We start from the raw sequence: 17,847 nt of genomic DNA, 5'->3' as shown, positions 1-17,847 counted from the left end.
GTCTCCTTGCTGGGTTCCGGTTTAAAAGAAATCAAGCAGGAAGCATAGCCTGGATGCGGCCCTCTGGGGGCACGCATCCGGAAAGCAGTTACTGGAATCGGGTCGATTTATCGCGGGCCAGTCGCTCAAGGGAGAAGATAATCTGCTGAAGCTGTCGCTCCTGCGTTGGGTTCAGCGTGGCAAACCGGAAGCTGAGACGGGGCGTCACGCGGGTTTCATTTTTATGCGTCACGACAGTGCGTTCGCCGATGTGCAGCAGCTTAACCGGCACCTCAAAATGACCATACTCACCCAGCTCCACGCGAAACTGATTGAAACTGTCGCCATTCTGCAATCCTTCCGGCAGTGCCTCGTCCACCAGCACACCGATCCCGCCCAGCGACAGATCCTGCAGGCGCAGACGCGTTTTCCGGCCATCCGGCCACACGGTATGGCACCAGAACTCCGGCGCCAGCGGGGCAGTGACCCGGAAAAATTCCCGTCGCTGAATCTGCCACACCAGCTCGGGGAGCGGCGCGCTGAAGGCGGGCAGACCGTCAAAATCGACCTTCTCCAGCGAGGCGAGACTGAACTCTACCTTTGCGCCGTAGGTTTCCGCCGTGATGCTGAGATCGTCGCTGGTCAGGGCGTAGTCGTTATCCAGATTATTACTGCCGAGGTCAAACAGCAGGCGGTCTGCGTCGGCAGCCAGCATCCGGCTGATAAACTGCCCGCGCGGAAAACGTACCAGTAATGGTGTCTGCAGTCGCAGCAGATCTTTCATTACGCCGAGAACCGCCAGCGTGCCACGTTTTAAATATTGTTCCTGGTCGGCTTCTTTCACATCCTGCTCCACAAGGGGTTTTATTATTTTTACGTTCTGACTACCTCATTACGGTTATCGGCGCAGCGGAAAAAAGCTTTAGCCAGGGTACGCCGAAAAAATCGTGAGGGCAGGCAGGCACTTTCTGAAAAGCTCGCTATACTTAGCGCAGTAAACCGCTTGATTAATCAGGCGTTCACGATGTAATCAAAAAAGGAAGGAGCAACAGATGGGTATTATTTCCTGGATCGTCTTTGGCTTGATCGCGGGTATTCTGGCGAAGTGGATTATGCCGGGTAAAGACGGTGGCGGTTTCATTCTGACGGTGGTGCTGGGTATTATCGGTGCTGTGGTCGGGGGCTGGATCAGTACGCTGTTTGGCTTCGGCCGCGTCGATGGGTTTAACTTCGGAAGCTTTGTGGTCGCAGTGATCGGTGCCATCGTGGTGCTGTTTATCTACCGCAAGGTACGCAGTTGACCGTAACGGTTTAAACAAAAAAGGGGACGAAGTGATTCGTCCCCTTTTTTATGACTCAGACCGGATCGCTTTTTAGCGCCCTCGTCCGTCATGCTGTGAGCCTCTTTTGCTGCGAACAGACTATTGTAGCGTGATCCCACCATGCATTTTCATTAACGCTGACTGCCTCCACAGTGAAATGCGCACTCTCGACTTCACGCCGTAAATCAGGGAGCGGCTTCAGGGTCCGCCAGGGCTTGCCGGCTTTCCATAAATGGTGGCTGCAGGGATCATAGGCCGCAATGTCTGCTGAATGACGAGGTGTGCCGCACATTGAACCGATCACAAAGCGTCCCTCCGGGCTGAGCAGCCTTCTTACCTCGGCAAAGAAGCGCTGCCGATCGTCGTCGATCAGGCAGTGTAAGCAGCTGCCGTCAATAATGAGCTCAAATGTTGCCGCCTGGCAGCGATCGATATGACAGACATTGCCGACAAGAAATGTCGCGGTGAGTCCGGCTTGCTGAAAACGCTTTTCGGCCCACTCTATCGCGGTCTCTGACCAGTCTACCCCCCAGACTGAATATCCCTGCTCAGCGAGAGACTGCGCGGCCATGGCGCCATTACCACATCCCATCTCCAGTACCGGTGCGCCAGGCTCCGGTAAATAGTGGTGAGTACGGAGCCACTGAAAGATTTCTTCCTGCTGTTTTTTGGCTCTGAGATAACCTTCTCCTGCCCAGGCCACCGCGCCGTTTGCCCGAAGCTGCCTGTAATGTTGTTCATAGGGGTTCATGTCAGAGACTCCTTTTCAACGCCGGACCCTCTGTTTTATACGTCAGGGCCGCCTGCGTGTCATCGCACCATTTCGGCCATAGTTCTATCTGTGAGCGAAGCGGCAGAAAAAAGGCCGGGCGGATTTCAGGAACGTTCGGGAGGGAAAGGTCTGCAGGCAGAGAAAGATAATTCTGAGCGGATTGAAAGAGGCTGAAAAAGGCGGGTTATCAGAGGAGAAAACCCTCCGGGCTGGCCGGAGGGTTGCATCACGAAGGCTCTTATCAGAAGTCGTAACCGACGGTCGCCATCACGCTGCGTTCAGCGCCACGGTAGCAGTAGCCGGTGCCGTAACAGGCGGCCACATAGGTGCGATCGGTCAGGTTATTCGCGTTAACCTGCACCCAGGCTCCTTTCAGGCTGTTATTCCAGACACCGAGATCGGCGCGAACGGAGGCATCAAACAGCGTGACCGACGGCAGACGAGTGGTGTTCTCGTTGTCCGCCCACTGCTTGCCGATGTAGCGCACGCCCGCGCCGGCACTCAGACCGTAATCAAACTGATAGTGGCCCCAGAGAGACGCCATGCTGTTTGGCGCCACGTAAGGCGTGTGACCATCATTACCATCTACCGAATCCTTGTAGCGCAGATGATTCAGGGTATAGCTCGCCACTGTGCTCAGGCGTGAGGTGAGCTGATTACGCGCCTCCAGCTCAATACCCTGGGAATGAACTTTGCCCGATGGCGTATAGGTCGCCGTCAGCACGTCGCGGTTCGCCACATCTTTCTGCGTCAGATCATAAATCGCAGCGGTATAGAGATCGCGTGTGCCAACCGGCTGATATTTCACCCCGGCCTCATACTGTTCTGACGTGGTCGGTTTCAGCAGATTATTGTTGCGGTCGGTGAGGGCGGTGGGCGTAATCGCCTGGCTCCAGCTGACATAGGGTGAGATGCCGTTATCGAAGGCATAGAGCAGGGCGGCGCGCCCGCTGATGTGATCATCCTGACGGCGATCGCTGCCGCTGTTATTCGCGACGATGCGATCGTACCGGCCAGAAAGATCCAGATGCCAGCGGTCCAGCTTCATCTCATCCTGCAGATAGAGGCCGGTCTGGTAGTAACGACGGGTTTTATCCGCCCAGGTATAGGCTGGCATGTCACCGACCTGCTCGCCGGTCAGGGCATTCAGCTGTGAAGCCGAGCCGCCTGCCGCGGAGATCTCATTTTTGTAGCGGTGATATTCAGCACCCAGCGTCACGCGATGCTCCAGTTCACCGGTGGCAAACTCCGCCTGTAAACGGTTATCGGTAGCCCATGCCGCCAGAGAAGAGCGCTCACCTGAATAGTAGCGGTTCAGCAGATCGGGATTATTTTTATCCCAGCCAATCTGATAGACCTGATCGAGATCGACATTCGAGTGGCTGTAGCTGCCGGTTGAGGAGAAGGACCAGACGTCATTAAAGCGATGAGCGAAGTCGAAGCTGTAGATCTGCTCGCGGCGTTTGAACTGGTCGAGGTCGCTGTTGCCCTCATAGAATCCCTTGCTCAGCTTGTAGCCGTTGTGTTCAGTGATGCTGCCGTCACCCGGGACGGAACCGTGATAGCCGCCAGAGGGATCTTTCTGCAGATAGGCTTTCAGGATCAGATGGGTATCTTCATCCGGCTGCCACATCAGCTGCGGCATCAGCGCATATTTCTCTTCGCGAGTGTGATCGTACTGGGTGTCGCTGTTGCGGGTCACGCCGGTCAGACGGTACGCCCACTGGTCGTTGATGGCATTGGTGTAGTCGAACATCGTGCCGGTGGTGGCATTGCTTCCCGCCTGCAGCTGAATGTGACCCTCTTCCGCGAACTGAGGACGCTTAGTCACCAGATTCACCAGCCCGCCAGGCACCGTCTGGCCGTAAAGGGCCGAAGAGGGGCCTTTGATCACGTCGACGCGCTCAAGGAAGGCGTTATCCACCTGCAGAATGTTAAAACTGCCGCCGTCACTCATCAGCCGCATGCCGTCGAGGAAGGTGTTATCGACATCGCCGCCGTGGAAGCCGCGCAGCGCGATGGTGTCGTAACGGGTGGCGGCACCGCCAAAGTTAGTAAAGACACCGGAGCTGTAGCCCAGCGCCTGATTCAGGGTCAGTGCCCCCTGGTCCTGGATCTGCTGACGGGTCACAACCGAAATTGACTGCGGCGTGGTCACCAGCGGCCGATCGCTTTTGGTTGCGCCCTGGCTGGTGGTTGCCAGATAGCCCTGGGTGGGAGAGGTCGCATCTTCCTGCGGCTGCGCAGTCACGACCATATCGGCAGCGTAACTGAGGGCAGGCGCGGCCAGCACCAGAGTGCAGAGGGGAACATAACCTTTCAGCGGCAATGACAGTTTCATCGAAATTCCTTTCTTAACAAAGGTTCAGGCAGGTGTAGTCAGTTTGTTGATACATAATCTCATTATCATAATGAGAATTATTACCTTTTGTAAAAACGCTGCAATTTTGCCTGTGGATGAGAGAACGTCAAGTAAAATTCGCTGAAGTGAGGAAAGAATACCTCCGGCCAGGCCAGAGGTATTCAGAGACTAATCAGGGCTGAGAGGCTGACGCCTGAGGAATATCGTGGGCGCTGTTACAGGTTTTATCTTTCGGGCAGTACTTATCCAGCAGTTTCAGCGTCACGCCGTTTGTCCAGCCGAAGCCATCCTGCAGCGGGTACTCACCGCCGCCGCCGCCACCGAGATTTTTGCCTTCAACGACATATTTCTCGACCAGCTTATGCTCACGGTCATAGGTGCTCTGGACATTTTGCAGGAAGCGTAATCCCACCTTTTTAGCCAGTTCTGGCTGGTTGTAATGCTCCAGTCCTTCGACTGCAACCCACTGCAGCGGTGCCCAGCCGTTAGGGGCGTCCCATTGCTGACCGTTGTTCACGGTAGTCGTGACCAGCCCGCCTGGCTTCAGCAGCTGTTTCTCAACCGCGCTGGCGGTACTTTCCGCCTGCTTATCGCTGGCGACCTGTAGATAGAGCGGGAACAGTGTGGCCGCGGTCAGCTGCGGATGAACCTGCTTTTTCTGCCAGTCATAGTCGGCATACCAGTTCTGTTTACTGTCCCACAGATAGCGGTTAATCGCCGCCTGGCGCTTCTCTGCGCGATCGGCATACTGCTTCGCCAGATCGCTCTGTTTATTCATCTGATACCCTTTAGAGAGCGTCTGCTCCAGATGGAACAGCAGGCTGTTGAGGTCAACCGGGGCCAGCTGTGTCGTGCGGATGGTGGAGAGATTATGCGCATCGGTAAACCAGCGTGAACTGAAATCCCAGCCCGATGCTGCCCCGGAGCGCAGCTCGCGGTAGAGTTCCGCTTTATTGCGCTGCGGTGCTTTCTGCGCGGTGGCGATATCATCCATCCAGGATTCGGTGCGCGGCACGTCACGGGCATCCCAGTAGCGGTTAAGCAGCGTGCCATCCGCCAGCTTAATCACCCGCTTGCTGGCCGCGCCCGCCGCCACTTTGTCGCTATCCGCCATCCAGTAGTCATACTCTTTCTGCAGCTCAGGCAGGTAGTGGCTGTACGCTTTGCCCTGGTCATGCGTTGCCAGCAGATCGACCATCAGGCTGAAGAATGGCGGCTGCGAGCGGCTCAGATAGTAGCTGCGGTTGCCGTTGGGAATGTGACCGTAGCGGTCAAGCAGCGAGGCGAAGTTATCCACCATATCCTGCACTTTATCCCAGTGTCCGCTCTCGGCGAGCCCCAGCATGGTGAAGTAGCTGTCCCAGTAATAGATCTCGCGGAAGCGACCACCCGGCACCACATAGGGCTTGGGAAGCGGCAGCAGCGAGTCATATTGTCCGGCGCTGCTGGTGGTGCGCGTCAGCACCGGCCACAGGCCATCAATGTGGTCACGCAGGTTTTGCCCGGCTGGCGGCACATATTTGTCGCCAGCGGCGGGCAGGGTAAAGTTGGCATCAACAAAACGCTTCAGATCGAAATTGCGCTGTTTCTTCTGCATCTGCCAGTCGGCAAGTATCGACGCGGGATCAAATTTCGGCACCGCATCGGCAAAGGTTTTCTGGTCCGGGTAGAACTTCGCCTGTTGCACGGCATTAAACAGCGGCCCCAGACGAACGTCTGGCGGCTGCGGCTGATTATCCAGCATGCGGCTGTGATCGTCGGCATGAGCAGTGAAGGCGGGTACGCTCAGCAGCAGAGTGAGCAGAAAGGGCGCATAACGCTGACGCCGTGGGGCGGCGTTTACCTCAATTTTTGTCATCGGTTTTTCTCCTTGTCCGAAATGCGGCCGCGCGTAACGCATTGACCACAGGACCAACTTTAGACCGTATCCTGACACTTCACCCTGAAGCGAGCCGGAAATGTGAAGCCACGGGAATTATTTTTAGGGTAAAAAGCCCTGCGCGACGCGGGTTTTTTCTTGCGCTGACCGGGATTTTCCCTGACGCTGAAAGAAAAAAAGGAGAGCAGGATGGAGATCATCTGGTATCACCCGTCGCAGTCTGCAACGGCCTGGATTCGGGGTTTACAACAGCGTCTGCCACAGGCGCGGGTGCGTGCCTGGCAGCCAGGCGATGAGGGGCCGGCCGATTATGCGCTGGTCCGTTCCCCTCCCGCAGAGATGCTGCGGGGACGGTCTACCCTGCGCGGCGTCTTTGCCCTGGGCGCGGGCGTCGATGAGATTCTGAAACAGCTGGAGCAGCATCCGGAGATGCTGCCCGACAGCGTGCCGCTCTATCGGCTGGAAGATACCGGCATGGCGCGCCAGATGCAGGAGTATGCTGTCCATAGCGTCCTGACCTGGTTCCGCCGCTTTGACGACTACCGGCTTCAGCAGCAGCAGGCGTGCTGGCAGCCGCTGCCTCCCTATGCGCGTGAAACCTTTACCGTCGGTATTCTGGGGGCGGGCGTGCTGGGGCAGAGCGTCGCCGAGGGCCTGAAGCCCTGGGGATTCCCGCTGCGCGTCTGGAGCCGTTCGCCGAAAACCATTGACGGCGTCACCAGCTTCGCCGGTCGCGATGCTCTGCAGCCGTTCCTGCAGGGGACGCAGGTGTTAATCAACCTGCTGCCGAGTACGCCGGAGACGATTAACCTGATCGACCAGCACTTTTTAGCACAGCTGCCGCACGGCGCGTTCTTCCTCAACATCGCACGCGGTGCACAGGTGGTAGAAGCGGATCTGCTGGCGGCATTGGAGAGTGGTCAGCTGAAAGCGGCGGCACTGGATGTGTTTCAGGTGGAGCCGCTTCCTGAAGCGCATCCGCTCTGGTCCCATCCGCGCGTCACAATTACCCCCCATAATGCGGCGGTCACGCTGATCGACGAAGCGATCGACTATATTGCCCGCGCCATTACTCAGGACCAGGCAGGCGAAACGCCGCAGGGCAGGGTGGATCGGCAGCGCGGCTATTAACTAACCGGCCCTGCAAGGCCGCTCAGGAGGAGAGAAGAATGTATCCGGTAGATTTGCATATGCACACTGTTGCCAGCACACATGCTTACAGCACGCTGCACGACTATGTGGCTCAGGCGAAGCAAACGGGCCTGAAACTGTTTGCCATTACCGATCACGGCCCTGATATGGCTGACGCGCCGCACTACTGGCATTTTGTGAATATGCGCATCTGGCCGCGGGTGATCGATGGCGTGGCGATTCTGCGCGGTATTGAGGCCAACATTAAAAATCAGCAGGGCGAGATCGACTGCTCCGGCCCGATGCTTGATGCGCTGGATCTGATCGTTGCCGGCTTTCACGAGCCGGTTTATGCGCCGCGCGACAAAAAACAGCACACTGACGCGATGATCGCCGCGATGGCCAGCGGACAGGTTCACATCATCAGCCATCCGGGCAACCCGAAATTTCCGGTCGATATCCCGGCTATCGCTGAAGCTGCCGCACATTATGACGTGGCGCTGGAACTGAACAACTCCTCCTTTACCCACTCGCGTCCCGGCAGCGAACCTAACTGTCGCGCGATTGCCGCCGCGGTGCGCGACGCCGGTGGACGGCTGGCGTTTGGCTCCGATTCCCACACTGCATTTACGCTGGGCCATTTCGATCACTGCCTGCGCATCGCCCGTGAAGTGGATTTTCCGGAGGATCGGGTGTTAAATGTCACGCCGCGCCGCCTGCTCGACTTTCTGGAGCAGCGCAGCGGCAAACATATTGCTGAACTGGCTGACTTTTAACTTACTTTGCCTCAAGGAAATCTGACTCATGAATGAGTTTTCCATTCTGTGCCGCGTGATCGGCTCTCTGTTTAATCGTCAGCCGCAGGACCCGCTGCTGGTCCCGCTGTTTACCCTGCTACGCGAGGGTAAGCTGCAGTCACAGTGGCCGCTGGAGCAGGATGAGCTGCTGACCCGTCTGCAACAGAACAGCGATCCTCAGGCGCTGGCCGCTGATTACAACGCGCTGTTTGTTGGCAGCGACTGTAACGTGCCGCCTTACGCTTCACAGTGGCCTGAAGGCAAAACCGAGCCGGAAGTACGGGCGTTTCTCTCCTCGCGCGGTATGCCACTGAGCGATGCGCCCGCGGATCACTTTGGTGTTCTGCTGCTCTCTGCGTCATGGCTGGAAGATCAGTCGGCGGAAGATGAGAGCGCGGCACAGCTGGCACTGTTCGAAGAGTATCTGCTGCCGTGGTGCGGGGCTTTCCTGGGCAAAGTGGAAGCGCATGCCACCACCGCGTTTTACCGCACGCTGGCGATGCTGAGCCGCGAAGCCATTCAGGTGATGTACAACGAGCTGCTTGAGAGCAACGAACAGCAGCCCGACGCCTGAGTCACCACGCCGCCGGGTGCGTACCCGGCACACACCCCGGCGTTGCGCAGAACTGTGGTGTGCCGGGCAGCCAGGCGGCGGCGCGCAGCCGGACGCCAATCCCCCATGGCGTCAGCTCAAGAAAGGGCAGGTTGTCCTTCACCTGAGGCACAATGCCCGAGCCGGTGTGCTGGCCTGCGGCATGCTGCTGCAACAGCCATGCGGTGCGCGCCAGTGACAGCCGGACCTGGCTGCCGTGCCCTCCTGTAAGACGCCGCCGTAATCCCTCCAGCACCGCGGCCGCCAGCAGATAGCCAGTGGCATGATCCAGCGCCTGGACCGGCAGCGGGCACGGTTTATCGCTCTGCTGCCACTGCATGCCCCGTTCGGCAATACCGCAGCCCATCTGCACCAGACTGTCGAAACCGCGCCGGTTGCGCCACGGCCCCTGCCAGCCCCAGGCATTCAGGCGGGCATCGACCAGCCCCGGTGAGAGTGACTGGCGGGTTTCGGCGTCAAAACCTAGCCGCTCCAGCGCATCGGCCCGATAGCCGTGTACCAGAACATCGGCGTCCCGCAGCAGGCGGATAAACCGGTCGCGATCGACCGGCTGTGTCAGGTCGAGCACCGCACGTCGCTTGCCGCAGCTCATCTCCTCATCCAGCGTCGGCTCCGCCCAGCCGGGGGGATCGATGCGCAGTACCGTGGCACCCAGGCTGGCAAGAAAGCGGGTGGCGACGGGCCCGGCAATAATCCGCGTCAGATCCAGCACCCTGATCCCCTGTAACGGACGCGCTTCAGCCAGCGGCCATGCGGGCGCAGGCGCTGCAGCCGTCGTGTGCCAGTCAAACAGCGGCTCGCGCTGCACCGCCTGACCCTGGGGATGCTGCTGCCAGGCTTCAGCGCTGCGCATTTTGGCGGCACAGCCTCCCGCATCAATAATTGCCTGCTCCAGTTCGCTGGCCTGCCACTGCTGAACCTGCTGCGCCAGCGCCGGGCGATCGGCGTGGGTGCCCAGTACCTGCTCCATCGCCAGCCGGTGATGAGCCGCGTTGGTATGCAGGCGGATCCAGCCGTCGCGACTGCGGTAGTCTCCGGCAAAAGCATCCCACATTGCCGGTGCCGGGCGGTTTAACGGATGAAAGCTCTGCTGGAACCAGCGTGACGCCTGCCTGACGTTGACGGTAACAGGTGGGGAGGGATAAGTCGGGCGGGCGGTGGCGAGAAGCGCCGCCACCGCCTGGGTTGCCAGACCCAGGCTGGTGGCCGCCAGTTCACTGACGGCAAACGCGGAAGAGAATGTTGAACGATCAATAAAAGCGGGGAGAGGCCAGACGTTATCGCTGCCTTGCAATCCCTGTACCATCTGTTGCCAGAGTGAGGCGGTGCGCGCTGAATCCATGTTGTGCTCCCTGAGTACGTTTTCTCAAGCATAGCACGCCGGATTAACGCCGCCGCAGGCGCGGGAAGCGGGTGTGCATGCGCAGGTTACGCAGGTTAAGCACGGCGATGGCGGTGCCAAGGATCACCAGCGAGGCACCGATAATCTTAAAGCGGTTGAGACTGTCCCCCAGTACGATAATGCCCATCAGCACCGACAACACCGGCGTCAGCAGGGAGTAGGGCATGATCAGGTTGACGTTATATTTCTTCAGCAGCACATACCAGAGCGTGTAGGCAATAATTGACGAGGCGATGGCGCTGTAAAGAATGGCGAACCAGCCGTGCCAGCCAGCATGTTCGAGGGCGTAAAGCTGATTCGACTCCATCACCAGGCTGGAGGCACCGACAATCGGCATCGCCAGAAAGGCAATCCAGCCGGTCATGGTCAGTGGCTTAATCGGCGGCGACTTCTTCACAATCAGGTTACTGACAGCCCAGCCGGTGGCGCTGCACAACAGCAGGCAGAGCACCCACCACGACGGAATCGTCGGGCTGCCTGACAGCACCACCACACCGCTCAGCGAGATCATAATGCCCATCAGCTGCACCAGCTTCAGCTTCTCTTTCAGCACCAGCATTGCCAGCAGCATGGCAATCGGCGTGCCCAGCTGCACCACAATTGCCCCGGTGCCGGCATCGGTATAGCGCAGGCCGACGAACAGCAGCGAGAAGTGCATAAACCCGAATGTGAAAGCCAGCAGCAGCAGCCAGGGCAGTTGCTTACGTTCAATACGGCAAAACGGCACCAGCACCACGGCGACGACCAGAAAACGCATAAAGGTCAGAAACAGGGGCGGCAGCTCCAGCAGGCCCCATTTCACCGCCACATTGTTGAAGGCCCAGACAGAGACCACCATCAGAATCAGAAAAAAATGCCGCACAGCCACGATAATATCCTTTCGATGTTTTTTGCTTAGCCCGCTAATGATGGCACGAACTGCGGCATTCCAGCCAATGCCGGAAAAAATTTTCTGCGCGCAGCGGTGAGACTTTCGGACGCGATGCTGGCAGACTGATTTGACACGACTTCTGAAAAGGACCCGATTCGGTATGACCCAGACGCCCGCTTTACCCCTTGCCCTGATTCAGCTTGAAGTCCCGCCCGCTAACGTTGTTTCGCAGATTGGTGAACAGCCACGCTGGTTTATCGACGCCCTCGATCTGCAACCCCATGAGTACCTGATTGTGCGGCCCCATCTCGGTGAAGCGTTACCGGCTTTTGATGAAATTTCCGGGGCGATCCTCAGCGGCTCCTGGGCGATGGTCACCGATCATGAGGAGTGGAGTGAGCGCAGCGCGGCCTGGGTCCGGGCAGCCATTGAGCAGGAGCTGCCGCTGCTGGGTGTCTGCTATGGTCACCAGCTGATGGCCTATGCGCTGGGTGGCGAGGTGGCGGATAATCCGCATGGCTGGGAACGCGGCCTGCTCCCAATCCGCTGCAGCGCTCAGGCGCAGCGCGATCCGCTGCTGCAGGGTCTGCCAGCCGGGTTCAGCGTCTGGCTGTCACACCGGCAGTCGGTCATCACTCCGCCGCCTCAGGCGCAGGTGCTGGCGGCGTCGGCGCAGGATGGCTGCCAGATTTTGCGTTACGCTCCGCAGGCGCTGTCGGTGCAGTTTCATCCCGAATTTTCACGGCACATTATGAACGTCTGTCTGCCGGAAGGGCTGTCTGATGGCGGGGACGTTATCGAGGGGAAAGACTGGGCGCGTGCCTTGCTGGTGGAGTTCTGGCAACAGACGCGCCCGGCCGCAGCGCAGGCTCAGGGCGCGTAGTGACGCCGGCAGCGATAGACCCAGGCGGGTGGCACATTTTTCAGCACCCGCTCGCGTTCCCAGGTGAAGTAACGCGACAGGTCGGGCTGGGTCAGTGAGGTGTACTGAAACTGCACGAAGATCCCATCCGGCCCCAGGGCATTAAACACCGCCCGCAGGATCGCTTCGCGCAGCGCGGGCGGTAAGGACAGCAGTGGCAGGCCGGAGAAGATCGCATCATATTCCCCGTTCAGGTACTCCGCGGAGCAGGTGCGCACGGTCATGCGCGTGTCGTCCAGCGCGCTGAGCTGGTCGGCCAGCGCAGCGCTGATCTCAAAGGCATCCAGCGTAGCGTCAGGGGACATCTCTGCCAGTATCCGCCGTGTCAGGACGCCGTCGCCCGCGCCTAGCTCGGCAATCCGTAATGTTTCAGGCCACGCCACCGAGGCAATCATGGTGCGGCATAACGCCTCCGAGGACGGCGTTATGCTGCCCATCATGCGCGGATTGCGGATAAACTGATGCACGAAATTGGCTTTAGCGCGCATCTGGGTAAAAGCCGAAGCCAGCATGCTTATCTCCCGAATGAATTCATCCTCTCGTTGACCCCTTTGTGACGCACTAGTTTCTTATTTGCCAGCCTTTCCGAAAAAAGTCGGAATTTTCTATAAACGAAGCGGAAGCGACGATTCCTTCGGCGCGGTCACAGTTTCCGGTCATCGGAACTGACAGGCTGGCGATGATCATTCATGTTAATAATAAGTTTCGTCATTGTTACATCAGTCACCTGTCAGGAGAATGACCATGCGTTATGCCGCCCCGGGAGAACAGGGTTCTCTGATCACGTTACAAAAGAATTATGGCAACTTTATTAATGGTGAATTCGTCGCGCCGGTGAACGGCAACTACTTCACCAATACCTCGCCGGTAAACGGGTCTGAGGCCGGTGAGTTCCCGCGCTCAGACGTGGCTGATGTGGATAACGCGGTGGCAGCGGCCGCGGCGGCCGCAGAAGCCTGGGGCAAAACCTCTCCGCAGCAACGCGCGCTGCTGCTGCTGAAAATTGCCGATCGGCTTGAAGCGAATCTGGAGACGATGGCGGTTTATGAAACCTGGGATAACGGTAAGCCCGTGCGCGAAACGCTGGCGGCGGATCTGCCTCTCGCTGTCGACCACTTCCGTTATTTTGCCGGCTGCGTCCGGGCGCAGGAGGGGAGTGCGGCGGAGATCGATGAGTTCACCGCCGCCTACCATTTCCATGAGCCGCTGGGCGTGGTGGCGCAGATTATCCCGTGGAACTTCCCGCTGTTAATGGCGGCCTGGAAACTGGCCCCGGCGCTGGGCGCAGGGAACTGTGTGGTACTGAAACCGGCGGAACAGACGCCGCTGTCGATCACCGTGTTTGTCGATCTGATCAAAGACCTGCTGCCGCCGGGGGTGCTGAACGTGGTACACGGGTTTGGTAAAGAGGCGGGTGAGGTGCTGGCGTCCCACGCCGGCATTGCCAAAGTTGCCTTTACCGGTTCAACCGCCACCGGCGGCCACATTCTGGAGCTGGCGGCGAAGAGCCTGATCCCCTCTACGGTAGAGCTGGGCGGTAAATCACCCAATATCTTCTTTGAAGATATCATGCAGGCGGAAGAGAGCTTTATTGAGAAAGCAGCCGAAGGCGTGGTGCTGGGCTTCCTGAACCAGGGCGAAGTCTGTACCTGCCCGTCACGGGCGCTGGTGCAGGAGTCGATATATGAGCCGTTCATGGCGGCCGTCATGAAGCGGGTCAAAACCATCAAACGGGGCGATCCGCTGGATACAGAGACGATGGTGGGTGCCCAGGCGTCACAGCAGCAGTTTGATAAAATCCTCTCCTATCTGGACGTGGCCCGGCAGGAGGGCGCGGAGGTGCTGGTGGGCGGAGGCGTCGAGAAACTGGATGATTCCCTCAACAGTGGCTACTACATTCAGCCGACCCTGCTGAAAGGCAACAACAGCATGCGGGTATTCCAGGAGGAGATCTTTGGCCCGGTTATCGGCATCACCACCTTTAAGGATGAAGCTGAAGCCGTCCGCATCGCCAACGACTCCATCTATGGGCTGGGGGCAGGCGTCTGGACCCGCGATATCAACCGCGCTTATCGGGTCGGCCGGGCAATCAAAGCCGGACGCGTCTGGACAAACTGCTATCACCTCTATCCGGCGCACGCGGCCTTTGGTGGCTATAAGAAATCGGGGATTGGGCGTGAGACCCATAAAATGATGCTGGACCACTATCAGCAGACCAAAAACCTGCTGGTCAGCTACAGTATCGAACCGCTCGGTTTTTTCTGAACCTGACGCGGGGAGCCGCTGCCTGCGGCTCTCATTCCTCTCCGTTATCACCGCTGAACCACGCTACGGCGTGGTTTTTGTACGATTAGAGGATGTAATGTACCGGATGATTTTTGCCTTCGGGAACCGTCAGACGGCCCGGTAAAGAACAATTAATCAGTCTGTTAAAAAATTTAACATGTTTATTTAACGTTTCGCTTACTTTCCCCTCCCCACGCCGGGTGCCTGGCTGCGGCCAGGCACTACATCAATATATTAAAGTATTGATAATCTGGCATTTATAAGAATCCTCCTTTGCGAACCGACGCCCGATGCCTCTCTGCTTCCGGGGCACGAATCATTCTGATCTTTCCTTAATAGCGCCACTCATTACATGAGAGGTATTAATGCTGATTTCAGCCCTGTCATATTTTTGAGTAAAAATACTTCATATTAACGCAACTTGTTAAGATTACTCCTATGTAGATGGTTAAAAGTGAGGCAGATTTGTATTAACAAAATTAGTTAATGAAATCTGATGTTTTTTGCACCAAAACCGTGCCGTTGAATTTTCGTCAGTCTTATGTAAACTTGCAGCTAATATTTACAAATGGATTTTGGTTTCAGGCTCACGGGCAGGATTTTCCTGACTCGTGCGGTAGCTATGAGAGATCATGGATTGATAAAGTGTTTAAAATGAACAACTAACAGCGGTCAGGGAAGGGTGGCTGGTGCGGTCTGCTTAAACTTTCAGCGACGTCTGAATTGTCAGCGCGAAAGTTTTTCTGTCATGGATGGCTTAAGTAATCTCTGGATTTACCCTGCCTCAGGAATTTTGTCGGAAAGAAATAGATCAACAATTTGATCATTTACATTCAGGCGTAATTTCTTCCCGTCTCTGCCTTAGCCTGCCGAAGTCGCTTTTCATACTTAATCTTTGTTGATCGTTTTTCAGCAGTGCAGACGCTGATTCAGCGCAATCTGCTTAATGATTGCTTTTTGGTCTGGTACTAATCAGCGGCCAGACATTTAACACCCTCCGATTTTCATTACTGACACCCGGCCCCTGGCCACTCTTCTAGGTACGAATGGAACACAACATGAAAAATATGGTGAAGCTCCGCATTGCATTAGGCCTGATGGTTGTTTTCTCTCTTGCGGGCTGTAAAACGCCCCCAAAAATGACGGATGACACGCTGGTGACCAGCACAGTCGATGGCGTGGCGATCAGCCACCGCTATGCGATTAAACCGCCAGCCCAGTTCACGCCGGTGAATCAGCCCTACCGTGCGCTCTATCCTGCCTCGGTAATGAGTCAGCCCAGCTTCGGCGGCAAAGTGGTTGAGACCCTGAAAAGCGGTGACAGCTACACCGTCATTGGTCAGGTAGAGAACAACTGGCTGGCGCTGGGTGAACCGGCTCAGGCCGCTGCGGAACCGGAAAAGGACGCCGCCAGCGCGAAAGAGGCGACGCCACCGGCTGCGCCACAGGCCTCCGTTAAGCTGGCAGGCTATGTGCCGTTCCGCGCCGTCGTGAAAAGCGAGCTTTACGATCAGACCGTGAAAGCCGATCAGCCAAAACGCCGTGCACGCAGCAGCAGCAAGAAGAAGACCTGCGTCGCGGTCAACGGTGACAGCACTGCCTGCCAGAACAGCAGCAGCGGAACCTGGATCATTAACTAATCGCACTGAGCAGGGAGGGCAGGATGATGATGACACGACAACTGCGCGCGGCGTTGATCGGCGTGATGGCCTGGCTGCTGGCAGGCTGCAGCAGCAGTACGCCGCCGGTGGCGTACTACAACCTGGATGTGCAGGCGCAGAACCAGGTTAACGGCGGTGCGCCGCTGAAAGTGCGGGTCATGTTACTGACCTCCGATGCGGATTTCATGTCGGCCGATTTTTACTCCCTGCAAAACCAGCCGGCGACCGCACTGGGTAGTGCGCAACTGAATACGCAACAGTTCTTCCTGACGCCGGACCAGCGTAGCAAAACGCTCCGCATCCGGAGTCTGCCCGAGGCGCGCTTCATCGGCATCATGGCGGAATACCAGGCGCTGGATGGCAAAGTCTGGCGGCTGTCGCTGCCGGTCCCGGAAGGCGATGCCCCCGCATTCTGGGCGTTCTGGAAACGTAACGATGGCGAGCTGAATGCCCGCATCGTCGCGGGCGTTAACGGCTTACGAGTGGAAAAACAGTGATGCCTATGAACAGAGCCGAAAAGGTGGTCTGGACCGAGGGGATGTTTCTGCGTCCTCACCATTTCCAGCAGTCAGAAAATTATCTTCTCAGTACCCTGCGTGAATGGGGTCAGTCCCAGCGCCCCTTCACCTGGGGTTTTTACGATCTGGAGTTTGATGAGGCGCTGATGCGTCAGGGCAAACTGGCTCTGAGTGCCGCCAGCGGCTGCCTTCCGGACGGCACCTTCTTTGCGTTCAGCCAGCCCCGGCATGGCCCGGCACCGCTCGATCTGCCTGCCACGATTGACCGCAGCAAGGTCGTGCTGGCGATACCGGCCCGCCGCAACGGCCGTGAGGCGGTTGCCTTCCAGGAATCTCAGGATTCTCTGGCGCGCTATCTGGCCTGGGAAGCGGAAGTGGAAGATGACAACGCTCAGGCGGTGGGCAGCGCGACCGTGCAGTTTGGCAAACTGCGCCTGCGTATGATGCTGGAGCAGGACCTGACCGCTGAGTGGACCGCAATGGGCGTGGCGCAGGTAATTGAAAAACGCAGCGACAACCATATCCGGCTCGACAGCGACTACATTCCGCCGATGCTGACCCTCAACAGCAGCCGTCCGCTGCAAAACATGTTCAACGATCTGCACGGGCTGATTCAGCAACGCAGCCAGCAGCTGAGCCAGCGGGCGCCCGGCACAGGCCGCTTCAACAGCGCCGATATGGTCGATTTTATGCTGCTGGCGCTGCTCAATCGTCAGCTTGGCCTGCACAGCCATCTGCAGCATCTGCCGATGCTTCATCCGGAGACGCTCTACAGCTACTGGGTGCAACTGGCGGCAGAACTCAGCACCTGGACGCCCGCCCGCGCCCCGGACGGGCTGCCGCTTTACGATCATGACGATCTGCAGGGCTGCTTCAGCCGCCTGTCACTGCTGCTGCGTCAGGGGCTGTCACAGGTGATGGAGGAGAGCGCCATTCAGCTGCCGCTGATCCAGCGCTCACACGGCCTCAATGTCGCGACCGTGCCGGAAAGCAGCATGGTGCATGAGTTTGGCTTTGTGCTGGCGGTTAAAGCCAGCGTCCCTGCCGACACCCTGCAGACTCACTTCCCGGCGCAGATGAAAGTCGCGCCGGTCAGCAAAATCCGCGATCTGGTGCAGCTGCAGCTGCCGGGTCTGGCCCTGAGGGCAATGCCCGGTGCGCCGCCGCAGATCCCGTGGCATGCCGGTTACAACTATTTCGAACTGGATAAGAACAGCGAGCTATGGAAAGAGATGGAGCGCTCAGGCGCTTTTGCGCTGCACCTTGCCGGTGAGTTTCCGGGCCTGAACATGGAGTTCTGGGCCATCCGCAGTCAGTCAGAATAATAAACTG

16 protein-coding genes are annotated in these 17,847 nt (G+C 57.9%); 9 read left to right on the top strand and 7 right to left on the bottom strand.

Annotated features, from left to right (window positions below; translation table 11 throughout):
• Window positions 1-88: 88 nt before the first annotated feature.
• Complete coding sequence (locus OXR04_RS06090) at window positions 89-823, bottom strand: flagellar brake protein (RefSeq protein WP_033736567.1); 735 nt, start codon at window positions 821-823, stop codon at window positions 89-91.
• Between the two features lie 208 nt (window positions 824-1,031).
• Between OXR04_RS06090 and OXR04_RS06085 the strand changes: the two genes are divergently transcribed.
• Window positions 1,032-1,280 carry a GlsB/YeaQ/YmgE family stress response membrane protein gene (locus tag OXR04_RS06085; protein WP_009090782.1) on the top strand — a complete coding sequence of 83 codons (249 nt, stop codon included), beginning with the start codon at window positions 1,032-1,034 and terminating at the stop codon, window positions 1,278-1,280.
• A gap of 88 nt (window positions 1,281-1,368) precedes the next feature.
• On the opposite strand, the gene OXR04_RS06080 is transcribed toward OXR04_RS06085, so the two are convergent.
• The 3 genes from OXR04_RS06080 to treA form a co-directional block, all read right to left on the bottom strand.
• Window positions 1,369-2,052 carry a class I SAM-dependent methyltransferase gene (locus tag OXR04_RS06080; protein ID WP_267369460.1) on the bottom strand — a complete coding sequence of 228 codons (684 nt, stop codon included), beginning with the start codon at window positions 2,050-2,052 and terminating at the stop codon, window positions 1,369-1,371.
• A 262-nt stretch (window positions 2,053-2,314) separates the two neighbouring features.
• Complete coding sequence (locus tag OXR04_RS06075) at window positions 2,315-4,414, bottom strand: TonB-dependent siderophore receptor (protein ID WP_111209083.1); 2,100 nt, start codon at window positions 4,412-4,414, stop codon at window positions 2,315-2,317.
• 193 nt (window positions 4,415-4,607) lie between these two features.
• The gene (treA, locus tag OXR04_RS06070; RefSeq protein ID WP_058958366.1) at window positions 4,608-6,293 is read right to left on the bottom strand and encodes an alpha,alpha-trehalase TreA; all 1,686 of its coding nucleotides are present in this window, start codon (window positions 6,291-6,293) and stop codon (window positions 4,608-4,610) included.
• Between the two features lie 210 nt (window positions 6,294-6,503).
• On the opposite strand from treA, the gene ghrA reads away from it, so the two are divergent.
• Genes ghrA through OXR04_RS06055 form a run of 3 tightly spaced genes read left to right on the top strand, consistent with a single transcriptional unit; the run spans window position 6,504 to window position 8,816 of the window.
• Window positions 6,504-7,445, top strand: coding sequence for a glyoxylate/hydroxypyruvate reductase GhrA (gene ghrA / locus OXR04_RS06065; RefSeq protein WP_154927833.1), 942 nt, complete (start codon window positions 6,504-6,506; stop codon window positions 7,443-7,445).
• Window positions 7,446-7,483: 38 nt separating this feature from the next.
• A complete protein-coding gene (locus tag OXR04_RS06060) occupies window positions 7,484-8,221 on the top strand; it encodes a phosphatase (RefSeq protein ID WP_046101634.1) in 738 nt (245 codons plus the stop codon).
• Window positions 8,222-8,249: 28 nt separating this feature from the next.
• Window positions 8,250-8,816 (top strand): molecular chaperone, encoded by a 567-nt coding sequence (locus OXR04_RS06055; RefSeq protein ID WP_009090772.1) that lies wholly within the window; start codon window positions 8,250-8,252, stop codon window positions 8,814-8,816.
• Window position 8,817: 1 nt separating this feature from the next.
• Here OXR04_RS06055 and OXR04_RS06050 read toward each other — a convergent pair whose 3' ends face one another.
• Window positions 8,818-10,197 (bottom strand): CoA transferase, encoded by a 1,380-nt coding sequence (locus OXR04_RS06050; RefSeq protein ID WP_267369458.1) that lies wholly within the window; start codon window positions 10,195-10,197, stop codon window positions 8,818-8,820.
• 43 nt (window positions 10,198-10,240) lie between these two features.
• Entirely contained in the window at window positions 10,241-11,125 is an 885-nt protein-coding gene (locus OXR04_RS06045; protein ID WP_140028366.1) for an EamA family transporter, read from the bottom strand.
• A 163-nt stretch (window positions 11,126-11,288) separates the two neighbouring features.
• On the opposite strand from OXR04_RS06045, the gene OXR04_RS06040 reads away from it, so the two are divergent.
• Complete coding sequence (locus OXR04_RS06040; RefSeq protein ID WP_267369457.1) at window positions 11,289-12,011, top strand: glutamine amidotransferase; 723 nt, start codon at window positions 11,289-11,291, stop codon at window positions 12,009-12,011.
• Here the strand turns inward: OXR04_RS06040 and OXR04_RS06035 are convergent.
• Window positions 11,999-12,562, bottom strand: a complete 564-nt coding sequence (locus tag OXR04_RS06035; protein WP_009090764.1) for a methyltransferase domain-containing protein — start codon at window positions 12,560-12,562, stop codon at window positions 11,999-12,001. The genes OXR04_RS06040 and OXR04_RS06035 overlap by 13 nt on opposite strands.
• A 232-nt stretch (window positions 12,563-12,794) precedes the next feature.
• Between OXR04_RS06035 and OXR04_RS06030 the strand changes: the two genes are divergently transcribed.
• The 4 genes from OXR04_RS06030 to tssK all read left to right on the top strand — a co-directional run bounded on the left by OXR04_RS06030 (window position 12,795) and on the right by tssK (window position 17,840).
• On the top strand, window positions 12,795-14,315 hold the full coding sequence (locus OXR04_RS06030; protein WP_267369456.1) for an aldehyde dehydrogenase family protein: 1,521 nt from the start codon (window positions 12,795-12,797) through the stop codon (window positions 14,313-14,315).
• Between the two features lie 1,067 nt (window positions 14,316-15,382).
• Window positions 15,383-15,976 carry a hypothetical protein gene (locus OXR04_RS06025; protein WP_046101640.1) on the top strand — a complete coding sequence of 198 codons (594 nt, stop codon included), beginning with the start codon at window positions 15,383-15,385 and terminating at the stop codon, window positions 15,974-15,976.
• A gap of 23 nt (window positions 15,977-15,999) precedes the next feature.
• Complete coding sequence (gene tssJ / locus OXR04_RS06020) at window positions 16,000-16,494, top strand: type VI secretion system lipoprotein TssJ (protein WP_009090760.1); 495 nt, start codon at window positions 16,000-16,002, stop codon at window positions 16,492-16,494.
• A gap of 5 nt (window positions 16,495-16,499) precedes the next feature.
• Entirely contained in the window at window positions 16,500-17,840 is a 1,341-nt protein-coding gene (gene tssK, locus OXR04_RS06015; RefSeq protein ID WP_267369577.1) for a type VI secretion system baseplate subunit TssK, read from the top strand.
• Window positions 17,841-17,847 lie beyond the last annotated feature (7 nt).

It is taken from the genome of Pantoea sp. GM_Pan_3 (assembly GCF_026541045.1).
Taxonomy (GTDB): domain Bacteria; phylum Pseudomonadota; class Gammaproteobacteria; order Enterobacterales; family Enterobacteriaceae; genus Pantoea; species Pantoea anthophila.
The sequence above is the reverse complement of the archived record's forward strand: the minus strand, read 5'-3'. Positions and strand labels throughout refer to the sequence as shown.

Bases quoted from the DNA above. Each gene is read 5' to 3' on its own strand.
- OXR04_RS06085 (WP_009090782.1), top strand. From the start codon at position 1,032: ATGGGTATTATTTCCTGGATCGTCTTTGGCTTGATCGCGGGTATTCTG.
- OXR04_RS06080 (WP_267369460.1), bottom strand. From the start codon at position 2,052: ATGAACCCCTATGAACAACATTACAGGCAGCTTCGGGCAAACGGCGCG.
- OXR04_RS06075 (WP_111209083.1), bottom strand. From the start codon at position 4,414: ATGAAACTGTCATTGCCGCTGAAAGGTTATGTTCCCCTCTGCACTCTG.
- treA (WP_058958366.1), bottom strand. From the start codon at position 6,293: ATGACAAAAATTGAGGTAAACGCCGCCCCACGGCGTCAGCGTTATGCG.
- ghrA (WP_154927833.1), top strand. From the start codon at position 6,504: ATGGAGATCATCTGGTATCACCCGTCGCAGTCTGCAACGGCCTGGATT.
- OXR04_RS06060 (WP_046101634.1), top strand. From the start codon at position 7,484: ATGTATCCGGTAGATTTGCATATGCACACTGTTGCCAGCACACATGCT.
- OXR04_RS06055 (WP_009090772.1), top strand. From the start codon at position 8,250: ATGAATGAGTTTTCCATTCTGTGCCGCGTGATCGGCTCTCTGTTTAAT.
- OXR04_RS06050 (WP_267369458.1), bottom strand. From the start codon at position 10,197: ATGGATTCAGCGCGCACCGCCTCACTCTGGCAACAGATGGTACAGGGA.
- OXR04_RS06040 (WP_267369457.1), top strand. From the start codon at position 11,289: ATGACCCAGACGCCCGCTTTACCCCTTGCCCTGATTCAGCTTGAAGTC.
- OXR04_RS06035 (WP_009090764.1), bottom strand. From the start codon at position 12,562: ATGCTGGCTTCGGCTTTTACCCAGATGCGCGCTAAAGCCAATTTCGTG.
- OXR04_RS06030 (WP_267369456.1), top strand. From the start codon at position 12,795: ATGCGTTATGCCGCCCCGGGAGAACAGGGTTCTCTGATCACGTTACAA.
- OXR04_RS06025 (WP_046101640.1), top strand. From the start codon at position 15,383: ATGGAACACAACATGAAAAATATGGTGAAGCTCCGCATTGCATTAGGC.
- tssJ (WP_009090760.1), top strand. From the start codon at position 16,000: ATGATGATGACACGACAACTGCGCGCGGCGTTGATCGGCGTGATGGCC.
- tssK (WP_267369577.1), top strand. From the start codon at position 16,500: ATGAACAGAGCCGAAAAGGTGGTCTGGACCGAGGGGATGTTTCTGCGT.